Source organism: Paenibacillus sp. FSL R5-0636, assembly GCF_037974255.1.
Classification (GTDB): Bacteria; Bacillota; Bacilli; order Paenibacillales; family Paenibacillaceae; genus Paenibacillus_AQ; species Paenibacillus_AQ odorifer.
Genome location: NZ_CP150232.1, coordinates 6,043,284 through 6,054,956, shown reverse-complemented (window position 1 = coordinate 6,054,956; position 11,673 = coordinate 6,043,284). Strand labels below are relative to the sequence as shown.

Annotated in this window: 8 protein-coding genes and 1 riboswitch; of the genes, 7 read left to right on the top strand and 1 reads right to left on the bottom strand. The window is 45.2% G+C overall.

Going from position 1 to position 11,673, the window contains the following annotated elements; translation table 11 throughout:
* The first annotated feature begins 14 nt into the window (after positions 1-14).
* The 7 genes from MKX34_RS27650 (at position 15) to MKX34_RS27620 (ending at position 8,197) form a co-directional block, all read left to right on the top strand.
* A complete protein-coding gene (locus tag MKX34_RS27650; protein ID WP_036685620.1) occupies positions 15-917 on the top strand; it encodes a carbohydrate ABC transporter permease in 903 nt (300 codons plus the stop codon).
* Between the two features lie 47 nt (positions 918-964).
* Positions 965-2,497, top strand: coding sequence for a glycoside hydrolase family 43 protein (locus tag MKX34_RS27645; RefSeq protein ID WP_081383875.1), 1,533 nt, complete (start codon positions 965-967; stop codon positions 2,495-2,497).
* Between the two features lie 44 nt (positions 2,498-2,541).
* Positions 2,542-3,561: an endo-1,4-beta-xylanase gene (locus MKX34_RS27640; protein ID WP_249267741.1), complete on the top strand. Its 1,020-nt coding sequence runs from the start codon at positions 2,542-2,544 to the stop codon at positions 3,559-3,561.
* Positions 3,562-3,643: 82 nt separating this feature from the next.
* Entirely contained in the window at positions 3,644-5,698 is a 2,055-nt protein-coding gene (locus MKX34_RS27635; protein WP_076104890.1) for an alpha-glucuronidase family glycosyl hydrolase, read from the top strand.
* Positions 5,699-5,746: 48 nt separating this feature from the next.
* Positions 5,747-6,517 (top strand): Nif3-like dinuclear metal center hexameric protein, encoded by a 771-nt coding sequence (locus tag MKX34_RS27630; RefSeq protein WP_256717610.1) that lies wholly within the window; start codon positions 5,747-5,749, stop codon positions 6,515-6,517.
* Between the two features lie 84 nt (positions 6,518-6,601).
* Positions 6,602-6,775, top strand: coding sequence for a hypothetical protein (locus MKX34_RS27625; protein WP_169744809.1), 174 nt, complete (start codon positions 6,602-6,604; stop codon positions 6,773-6,775).
* 320 nt (positions 6,776-7,095) lie between these two features.
* Positions 7,096-7,282: riboswitch (cyclic di-AMP (ydaO/yuaA leader) on the top strand.
* Between the two features lie 87 nt (positions 7,283-7,369).
* On the top strand, positions 7,370-8,197 hold the full coding sequence (locus MKX34_RS27620; RefSeq protein WP_080742622.1) for an alpha/beta hydrolase: 828 nt from the start codon (positions 7,370-7,372) through the stop codon (positions 8,195-8,197).
* 1,517 nt (positions 8,198-9,714) lie between these two features.
* On the opposite strand, the gene MKX34_RS27615 is transcribed toward MKX34_RS27620, so the two are convergent.
* Positions 9,715-11,529 (bottom strand): exosporium glycoprotein BclB-related protein, encoded by a 1,815-nt coding sequence (locus MKX34_RS27615; protein WP_081383876.1) that lies wholly within the window; start codon positions 11,527-11,529, stop codon positions 9,715-9,717.
* Positions 11,530-11,673 lie beyond the last annotated feature (144 nt).

The window sequence follows — 11,673 nt, the reverse complement described above, 5'->3', positions numbered from 1 at the left end:
ATGCTGGAAAACGGATGAGAAATTTGGGGTTCGAACCAGTAGTGTTCGGCACCTTCAATACTATATTTATGGTTTGTCTAGTTATTGTTACCTTGTATCCATTCCTGAATACTATAGCAGTCTCCTTTAATGCGGGGAATGATACCATCCGCGGCGGCATTTATCTATGGCCTAGAGAGTGGACCATACAAAACTACAAGGCAGTTTTTGCCTCTGGTACAATTATTCCTGCTTTTTGGATTTCGGTAGCACGAACAGTGATATCTACGATCCTGAATCTATTTTTAACCACAATGCTTGCTTATACTTTAAGCCGGAAAGAATATGTTTTCCGCAAACAGATTACCTTTATTTTCGTCCTAACCATGTATTTTAATGCGGGTCTGATTCCAAACTATTTCCTAATTAAGGATCTTCATTTGATTAATACGTTTTGGGTATATGTAATACCGACTATGATAAGTGCATTTAATATGATCGTCATCCGTACTTACATTGGTGGTTTGCATGAAAGTCTTATGGAATCCGCGAGAATCGACGGTGCAGGTGAATTCAAGATTTTCATGAAAGTAGTCTTCCCTTTGTGTAAACCTGTTCTTGCTACAATCGCCCTTTTTGTCGCGGTAGGTGCATGGAACGCATGGTTTGATGCTTTTATCTACACTTCTTCCCGCCAACACTTGAGTACATTGCAATATGAATTAATGAAACTAATATCATCTAGTATGAATGCGAACAGTAACGCAAGTGTAGCTAACGGGGCAGGGGTAACTGCAGAGTCAGCGGGGTCAATGGTTACTCCAAAGTCCATTCGTGCAGCCGTTACTATTGTTGCTTCGGTTCCAATTTTGCTAGTCTATCCATTCATGCAAAAGTATTTTGTAGTTGGAATGAACGTAGGAAGCGTGAAGGAATAAGGAGCTTGCAATCACTATTAAGTAATAGGAAGGTTGTCTGTTAAATTATGACCCCATCTTCAATCACATACACGAATCCGATACTTCCAGGCTTCTATCCTGATCCAAGTATCACTCGGGCAGGGGATGACTACTATTTAGTTTGCAGCTCCTTTGAGTATTTCCCTGGCGTACCTATTTTTCATAGTCAGGATTTGATTCACTGGACCCAAATAGGTCATGTGCTCAATCGTGTAAGTCAGCTGGATACACGTAAAAGCAAGAGCTCTGGAGGGATATTTGCCCCAACGATCCGGTATCATGAAGGAACGTTTTACATGATAACGACCGAAATACACGGGAAAGGGAATTTCTATGTTACGGCTACGGATCCTGCGGGTCTGTGGTCAGATCCGATTAGTATTCCTTATGGAGGAATTGACCCTTCTCTAATGTTTGATGAGGATGGAAAGGTTTATGTAACCACCCAGCAGGGGGCAGATTATGACTCCCATGCCATCCAATATGAGATAGATATTGCTACGGGAGCAGCGTTAACAGAACCTGTTGTCATCTGGACCGGGGATGGTGGACCTTGGACGGAAGGCCCCCATTTGTACAAAATAAATGGAATGTACTATATCATGACGGCTTCAGGAGGAACGGCAAAGGAACATCGGGAGATCATTGGCCGCAGCTCCTCTCCTTATGGACCATTTGAACGATTGCCGCATCCGATATTGACGCACAGCGGTACTGATAATCCCATTCAGTATTTAGGGCATGCCGATTTGATTGAGGATCGTAACGGGGATTGGTGGGCCGTATTCCTTGGAGTAAGACTAGTAGATGCAAAATTTACTGTGCTTGGAAGAGAGACTTTCCTTGCTCCCGTAAACTGGACTGAAGACGGATGGCCGATGATCGATAATAATGAAGACACTGTCGGACTGGAAATGAAGGTTTCACGTGTACCTGGTCAATCACCAAAACCTGAGACTAGTGGAAGATATGATTTTGATGAACATGTATTGCCGCTGGGATTAGCCTTTCTGCGGAATCCGGCTGAGGGAAGCTGGTCCTTAAACGAACGGCAGGGATGGTTATCTCTTCGAGGACAACCGAAAGATCTCAGTGAAGTAGGCCAAGTGGCTTTTGTAGGCAGAAGACAGCAGAATACTTCAGCAGAATGGAGCACACTGCTTGAAATGCCTTCATCTATTGCTGATGTGGAGGCTGGACTTTGCGCCAGATTAGATGAGAACGCTCATTATGAAATTGGACTTGTTCAAAAAAACGGCCAAAGAGTGATTACAGCTCATGTGACCATGGATGGAATAACCCATACAGCGGCAGAGATTCCAACTACTGCCGAGCGAATTTATTTGAAAGCTAAGGCTGAGCTTAACGAATACAGCTTCCTGTATTCTTTGGATGGGCAGGAGTGGAATAAGCTATCAACAGCAGCAGCGTATCCATTATCCCCTCAAGCTGTAAAAGGAAATGGATTTACGGGTGTACTTATCGGCTTATATGCAACAGGTCATGGCAAGGTGGCTGAGGTGCCTGCCTACTTCGATTGGTTCGATTATCAGTCTTAATTATTCGAATACTGATATAAATGCGTTTGTCAGGAGGGAACTTGTTGAGACAAGCTAGTGATTACACAGAACCTGCTCTAAAAACAATATTTGCTGAGGATTTCAAAATTGGCGCAGCCGTTAACCCGTTGACGATACAATCACAGGAGCATTTGCTCGCCTATCATTTCAATAGCATTACCGCTGAAAATGAGATGAAGTTTGAAAGTCTGCATCCGCTTGAAGACATTTATAACTTTAAACTAGCAGATCAGTTGGTTGCCTTCGCCCGAAAACATCATATGGCTATGCGTGGGCATACTTTAGTCTGGCACAACCAGACTACGGACTGGTTGTTTGAGGATAAGATGGGCGGGCGTGTAAGCAAAGAGACATTGCTTGCACGGCTCAAATCACATATTCAGACCGTGGTTGGGCGTTACAAGGAAGATATCTATGCTTGGGATGTTGTAAATGAAGTTATTGCAGATGAAGGAGAAGAACTTCTTCGCCAGTCAAAGTGGCTGGATATTGTCGGACCGGAGTTTATCGGCAAAGCGTTTGAATTCGCTCATGAAGCCGATCCAAAGGCTTTGTTATTCTACAACGACTATAACGAGTCTAATCCCCTTAAGCGCGACAAAATCTATAAAATGGTGAAGTCGCTGCTGGAACAGGAAGTACCGATCCATGGCGTCGGATTGCAAGCGCACTGGAATCTATACGATCCGGACTTAGATGAAATACGTGCTGCTATTGAGAAGTATGCATCTTTAGGGCTTCAGCTCCAATTGACAGAGCTGGATGTGTCCATGTTCCGTTTCGATGACAAACGAATGGATTTAAAGGTTGCACCTGCCGAACTGCTCGAGCTGCAGGCAGAGCGGTATGAAGCGATGTTTGCTCTGTTGAAAGAATACCGCGACGTGATTAGCTCAGTCACTTTCTGGGGAGCAGCGGATGACTATACATGGCTGGACGGCTTCCCTGTTCGGGGACGGAAAAATTGGCCATTTCTATTCGATGAGCAGCATAATCCTAAGCCGGCTTATCACCAATTGCTTAACGCTGTCACCAAATCATAGAGCGGGTAACCTGCTCAAGCTTGCGAATTATGAACCCGTCCTTTTCAATCCAGGGCGGGTTATTTATACGGGAGGAATATACATGACAAATACCGCTTATGAGGCTTGGCTCAACTATGGCCAGCTGAAATCTGGATCTCTATACAATCAATATACAAATTGGTGTGGTGAGCTGGTTGTAACGGAGGACAACGAAACGATTCAGGCGGCAGCCGCGGAATTCATACAGGGGATGACCTCTATGCTGGGCAAAGCGCCACTGCTCACAGCGCAATCAGAAGGACCGTGTATCGTTATAGGAACCTTCCAAGGGGGGAATCCGTTAATTGGTAGAGTATTCGCAGGAGAGCGAACCGATTCACTGGGTGCTGAAGGTTTCCTTATACGTACAAACGCTGCTGAGAAATGTATCGCTATCGGTGCTTCAACGCCTGTTGGAATATTGTATGGCGTATTCCATCTTTTACGGCTGATAGGAACAGAAAGCGAAATAGACGCTCTGAATTTGTCTATGAGTCCGGTGAACGGCCTGCGAATGATTAATCACTGGGATAATTTTGATGGCAGTATTGAACGTGGCTATGCTGGACGGTCCTTTTTTTACGAGTCCAATCAATTTCTTAACGATACAAAGCGGCTGCGTGATTATGCCAGATTGATGTCCTCTGTGGGGATCAACGCGATTTCGATTAACAATGTGAATGTTCATGAGCTTGAATCTCTATTTATAACGGAGCAATATTTGCCTGATATCGCGTTAATTGCAGGAATATTCCGCGTATACGGAATTAAGCTATTCCTCAGTGCTAACTTCGCCAGCCCGATACAGATCGGAGCATTGGAGACAGCTGATCCACTGGATTCAGCGGTGCGGCAATGGTGGAAAGATAAGGCTAGTGAGGTTTATCGGGCGATACCTGATTTTGGCGGGTTTGTGGTCAAAGCGGATTCAGAAAATCGACCAGGACCATTCACTTACGGGCGTGACCATGCAGATGGCGCCAACATGCTGGGAGAAGCACTGGAGCCGTTTGGCGGAATCGTGATTTGGCGTTGTTTCGTATATAACTGCAAGCAGGATTGGCGTGACCGTAAGACAGATCGGGCCAGAGCGGCATATGATCATTTCAAACCATTGGATGGCCGATTTAATGATAATGTAGTGCTGCAAATCAAGAATGGACCGATGGATTTTCAAGTCAGAGAACCGGTATCTCCGCTGTTTGGCGCACTGGAACATACCAGTCATCTGATGGAGTTTCAGATTGCTCAAGAATATACGGGGCAGCAGCGGCATCTCTGTTATCTTGTTCCACAGTGGAAAGAAGTCCTTGATTTCAATACTTATGCCAAAGGGCAAACTACGCTTGTGAAACATGTTGTGGACGGATCGGTGTGGGGAAATAAGTATAATGGTGTGGCTGCTGTAACTAATGTTGGAGATGACATGAACTGGACGGGGCATGGGTTAGCTCAAGCTAATCTGTATGGATATGGAAGATTAATTTGGAATCCGGAGCTGACGGCAAAAGAAATAGCTGAGGAATGGATTCGGCTTACCTTTGGCACTGATGAAGGTCTAGTGGCTGCTATTCGCGGGATGTTGATGGACTCATGGAGGATTTACGAATCTTACACAGCTCCATTAGGTGTGGGTTGGATGGTTAATCCGGATCATCATTATGGGCCGAATGTGGATGGGTATGAATACGCCAAGTGGGGAACGTACCATTATGCGGATCATAAAGGCATTGGTGTGGATCGTTCAGTCAAATCGGGAACGGGTTATAGTGGACAGTATATGGGTCTTAATGCATCAAACTATGAGAATCTAGCGTCTTGTCCAGAAGAGCTGTTGCTGTTCTTTCATCATGTTCCATACACGCATGTTCTGCAATCGGGGCAAACGGTTATACAACATATTTACGATACTCATTTCGAGGGGGCAGAGCAGGCTGCACAGCTTCTAGCGACATGGGAATCACTTGAAGGCAGCGTGGATAGTGGATTGTATATGCAAGTGAAGCAACGTCTTGAAGAGCAAGCAGAGCATGCGCAGGAATGGAGAGATCGGATCAATACGTATTTTTACCGCAAGAGCGGAATTGAGGATCTTAAAGGCAGAAAGATTTATTAGATTTCGAATCGAGGGATGATGATAGTGAGCCTCACGATTAGAGCGATTATGGAAGATTTAATGGGAACTGTGGAACAGGTAGAAGGCACTGTCGATATTCTGAACCCAGGGGAACCGGAAACTGAAGTCACAGGGATTATTACGGCCTTCTCTGCCACACAAAATGTTGTGGAGCAAGCAATAGCGTTAGGAGCCAATTTGCTGATCACGCATGAAGGTGTATTTTATAGCCATCATGCGGCGAGCGAGTGGTTAGAAGGTGATCCGGTTTATCATGCGAAAAAAAGTCTGATCGAACATTCCCAAATTGCTATTTTTCGTTATCATGATTATTGGCATCGGCAAAAGCCGGATGGAATTATGGTGGGTTTGCTGCGAGAACTAGATTGGTCCGCATACGTGGAAGAGCAGCAAGCAGCTGCTACGATTCTCACTATTCCTGCTATGACTGTACTGGAAGCTGCTCAGTATATTAAAAGTAAGCTAGGGATCTCTTATGTACGCGCTGCTGGTGACCTGTCTCTGTCCTGCAAACGCGTAGGGATATTAGTAGGTTACAGAGGAGGCGTGACGATGGCTATTCCGCATTTTAATGATCACAATCTTGATTTAATTATTGCTGGAGAGGGACCAGAGTGGGAGACTCCGGAATATGTGCGGGATGCAGGGCACCAAGGCAGATCTAAAGCGCTCATCATGTTAGGTCATGCGGAGAGTGAAGCGCCGGGAATGAAATATTTAGCTGAAATCTTAGCAGACAAATATCCCATGCTTCCTAGCCGGTTCATTGCTGAACAACCCATCTATCAGATGGTTTAATCTGGGGAAATAAAGAGTACGGAATAAATAAACATATTATGGAGAAAATGAAGGGAAACAGGTCACTGAGAAAGGAGTGTTTCAATGGAAATTCCTTTGGAGGCTGATGAAGTATTAAGTCGGATCAAAAAGCTGCAAAGCGACGGAAGCTCGATCAGTAAAAAACAAGTAAAGCAGAGCGATCCTGAGCTTATGAGAAGTGCGCTGTTCTTTTTTCCAAGCTGGGAGCATGCATTGAAAAACGCCGATCTTTTGTAGCCATAGTATTGTAAGAGAAAGCTAAGTGGACAGGGGAATATCTCTGATTCTGCTTAGCTTTTTTCATATCTCCAGTGAAAAGGATGGCCTTTATATAGAAAGTACTGGTGTTTTAACCTCCGTTTGGCTTGGTTCAGAGCCATTTTCTTAAATAAAACGAGTAAACAAGAGCAAAAGAAAGAGAAAATGAAGAGTATGCTCAATATGAAATGAAAAGCATTGCTTTCAACATTATTTTGACCAGAGCCCTCCTTTACAAGCAAACCTTACAAGAGTATGATTCATCTCAGAACTGACAATTATCTTAAATTTACAATTACATAAGCAATCCGCTTAATTTCCGTTTCTGGAAAGCGGGGGAACCAACAACTGGCAGCCGATGTGAGAGTCGGCACTGGTTATGGGGTGAATCCTGTTCCGGGTGCATAACATGCATCCCTGCAGGTAGGGCAACTCTCACTGCCCGAATCCGACAGCTAACCTCGTAAGCGTATGGAGAGAGGATGAATGGCGTGTTTAGTGATGAATAGCCACAGAGAATCCCTCTGTGGTTTTTTGCTGCGTTTTTAAGCAGATATAGACGTAGAATTTATTATGAAAGAGGTGTTACCTTTGCCTATCGCTAAACTGAACGGAACTTCGCTCTATTATGAAATCAATGGAACTGGCACTCCGGTTGTGTTTATCCATGGACATGGATTAACACACAGTATGTTCAAACCACAGCTGGAGTATTTTTCCGATAAATATAAAGTGATTTTGTGCGATTTACGGGGGAATGGTAAGTCTGGTAAACTGCTGGAGGCCCCACATGAGATTATTGAGACGCAATGTCTGGATCTGATTATGCTGTTGAATGACCTAGGTATTCGTGAAGCAGTTTTTGTAGGAATCGCCTATGGTGGCTTAGTCGTTCAGCATATTGCCAAACAATATCCTGAGCGTGTAAAAGCAATTGTGGTCGCAGACAGCTTCTGTAGGACTCACGGATCAACAATTGTAGGGAAAATACAAACTATGGCAGCATATTGCAGTTTGCTAATGTATTATCTCCCAAGCGAGCTGGTGTTGCCTTCGATTCGGATGATGTACCGAGAGCGCTGGAGTCTGGCCTACAATGAGATTAGAAGAGGGCTGCTGGACAAACGTCCCCGGGAGCTATATCGGCAAAGACTGGCTACAAGCCATGTTGATTACACCAGATGCTTAAAGGCTTTTAAACGTCCTGCTTTATGTATTGTAGGGGACTTTAATGAATTTGGAGTGAATTGTATGAAGGAAATGGTGTCCCAGCTGCCACATGCGCAGTTGGCGATTATTCCGAACGCATTAGATCCAAGTAATCTGTGCCAGCCGGAGCAATTCAATGCGATTCTTCAACGTTTCTTAGAGAAGCAGCAGGGCAGTCAGCAGATTAGCTGATCTATAGGGAGACCTTTACAAGCGAAGCGTTTAAGTGGAAAAAGGCGTCCCATAGCCAGGGAGCATGAGCTGGCTATGGGACGTCTTTCTGGGTAGAACTTTAGGGAAATTCTCCCTAAAGTGAAGGGGATTATGGCTTCTAGCACGTGAATTAGGGAAATTCTCCCTAAAGTGATAGAAAGCATGGCTCCTAGAACGTGGATTAGGGAAATTCTCCCTAAAGTGAAGGGAATTATGGCTCCTAGAACGTGGATTAGGGAAATCCTCCCTAATAATAGGGTGTTTTTAGCCATAAATGGGTATTTGCATGAATTTTTAGGGAGGATTTCCCTAAAAACCTTATTTTAAAACGATTATCGATGAATATTAGGGAGGATTTCCCTAATATAATGGATATCTAACTAAAGGCTGGCTCATCAGTAGTGAAATCTACGAATGAGCCAGCCTTTGGTATTTTACTAACCGGTGGATGTTGAACATTTACAAGCATATTGTACCTAGAACGCCACTTAATGTCCCTACCCTACCACAGCATCAAATATAGTTCACCCGACGTGGGAAAGAACAGTAGTCTCTAAGTAGTGAAGGTAAGAGTATAGAAGGGGCGTAGTAAGCGTCTCACCCGACATGGGAAAGAACAGTAGACTCTAAGTAGTGAAGGTAAGAGTATAGAAGGGGCGTAGTAAGCGTCTCACCCGACATGGGAAAGAACAGTAGACCTAAGTAGTGATGGTAAGAGTATGGAGGGAGGCGTAGTAAGCAGCGCATCAGACGTGGGAAAGAACGGTAGACCCTAAGTAGTGATGGTAAGTGTATAGAAGGGGCGTAATAAGCTGCTGACCCGACGTGGGAGAGAACGGTAGACCCTAAGTAGTGATTGTAAGTGTATAGAAGGAGGTGTAGTAAGCAGCTCATCAGACGTGGGAAAGAACGGTAGACCCTAAGTAGTGAAGGTAAGTGTATAGAAGGAGGCGTAGTAAGCAGCTCATCCGACGTGGGAGAGTACGGTAGACCTAAGTAGTTAAGGTAAGTGTATAGAGGGAGGCATAGTAAGCAGCTCATCCGACGTGGGAAAGAAACAGTAGACTCTAAGTAGTGATTGTAAGTGTATAGAAGGAGGTGTAATAAGCAGCGTATCTGCAGCTCCTGATCGAGACCAAAGGAAAGGAAGGTTTCGGTAATAGGGATTCAGCCTCCGGACATGAGTAGGAGAGAAGAAGAGCGGGGAGTGGCATTGACAGACTATCGGACTCAAGCGCTCTTATTTGCAATATTTTCCTATTTTTGAGTTGCTATTGGACCCCATAGGCGTTATTTGTACAAAATAGACGCTATTGAGCACCATTTCTGCCCAATAGCGCCTCTCAGGTCCGATGATCTCTCTAAACAGGGATAAATTAACGAATAGCGGCATTTGAGTCCGAAAGATCAAGTAATTGTACCGCATATTACCAAAAAGGCATCTGTCACTCCTTAGAAGGAATGGCAGATGCCTTTTTTTGAATTTGTTTTAATGATTATACAATCGTAAAGCCAGCACTTGCATAACCAGTGACTGTATTTACAAGGGTGAGGCCTGTAGCAGTGGCTGAGAATACCATAAGCAGACGTGTCTGTGGTGTTACAGCAAAATTGATATCATTTGTAATTCCATTGACAAAAGTTCCTAGATTAATAGTATCTGTGATAGGTGGGAGCGCTACTAATGCCCCTGGAATAGCAGTAAATGTGTTATTTGGTGTGGCCGATTGGTACAACTGTGCTGTTACATTTATTGTAGTACCAAGCAGCGATAAAGCTATGGTATTACTGAAATAAGCAGCAAGGGATGTTATCACTCCTGCACGAGGAGTCGAGAATGCAAAGTTGATAAGCGGTCCAAGGAGAGTACCTGTTAAATCAACATTACCGCCAACAAGAGAAATGCCTGTGGCTGAACTTCCGAAGCCTACAAGGCTTGTTGTTCCCACCAAACCACCTAAAACCGTGGTCATAATAATAGGTCCTCCGGATGCCAGCGGAATAATTGCACCGTTACCGGTTGCACCAGTGACTCCGGTAATGCCAGTAGCTCCAACCGCGCCGGGATCACCCGTTGCACCCGTAGCTCCGGCAACGCCGACCGCACCGGGATCACCAGTCGCACCCGTTGCACCCGTAGCTCCGGCAACGCCGACCGCGCCGGGATCACCAGTCGCACCCGTTGCACCCGTAGCTCCGGCAACGCCGACCGCGCCGGGGTCGCCAGTCGCGCCCGTTGCACCAGCAGGGCCTGCCAAGCCTGCAGCGCCAGTCGAGCCAGTCGCTCCAGTTGCTCCTACGCCTGGACCTGCTGGTCCTTGCGCACCTGTTGGCCCTTGAATCCCCTGCACACCCTGTGGTCCTTGAGGTCCCATCGCGCCACCAGCGATTAACAAGTAATCTGGTGAACTCCCGGGTATTCCAGTAGGTCCAGAAACGGTAGCAATATAGGTGCTGCCATTGAAGGTTACTACTTGACCTGCTGGATAAGTAGGACTTTGTGCAGGATTAAAGATTACAATCCCTTGCAGCCCTACCCCTTGCGGCCCCTGAGGTCCTTGAAGTCCCGGTGTTCCTTGAGGGCCTTGAGGTCCTTGGGGGCCTGTGGAGCCCCCAGCAATTAATAAATAATCTGGTGAACTTCCAGGTGTTCCCGTTGGTCCCGCAACAGTAGCTATATAGGTACTGCCATTGAAGGTTACTACTTGACCGGCAGGATAAGTAGGGCTTAATGCAGGATTAAAAGCAACAATTCCTTGCAGCCCTGCCCCTGTAGTTCCCGTTGCTCCCGGAACCCCCTGAGATCCTTGCGGCCCCTGAGGTCCCTGTGGTCCATGTGGCCCTTGAGGTCCAGTCACACCTTTAATAGGTAATCCAATTGCTTGTGTAATAGAAGCCTGAATATGTCTGATCTGAATAATCAGCTGATCTTTGCAATTAGGGTCAATCTTCGTGGCGAGAATAAAAGATAATAACTCAGCTAATAGCAGTTGAAGATTAGTGCCAACGCTTACGACTGAGAAGGGACTGACTTCGGTCGATACAATGGTTATCTCTACTACAGAAAGTAGCTCAGTTCTAAAAGGGCTGCATAACTTAGAAGTATGCAAGAATTCCAATAGCTCTCTTAACACTCTTTGGAGATTGACAATATGAAGTGTTGTGGGATTCGTAAGTACGGGGGGTACCACTGCAGAGAGATCAGTGACTATTTTTAATAGTGCGTTACACTCCCTCTTTCTAATAGGACTGCTGATCCTTCCATGCTTGTTTAGGATAGCATCGCCTTTAAATGGTCTGTAATCAGGCATATTTCTATATCTCCTCCTTGAACTTCTCCTGTTCATTCCTTTAAAAAATGGGAACCTGCCCAATCAGCATATTCTGAGAAGCGGAAGTTGTTACAATAATTGCCCTGAAAGCCGTTATTCCTGAAAGTCGTTATTAATGAAGCA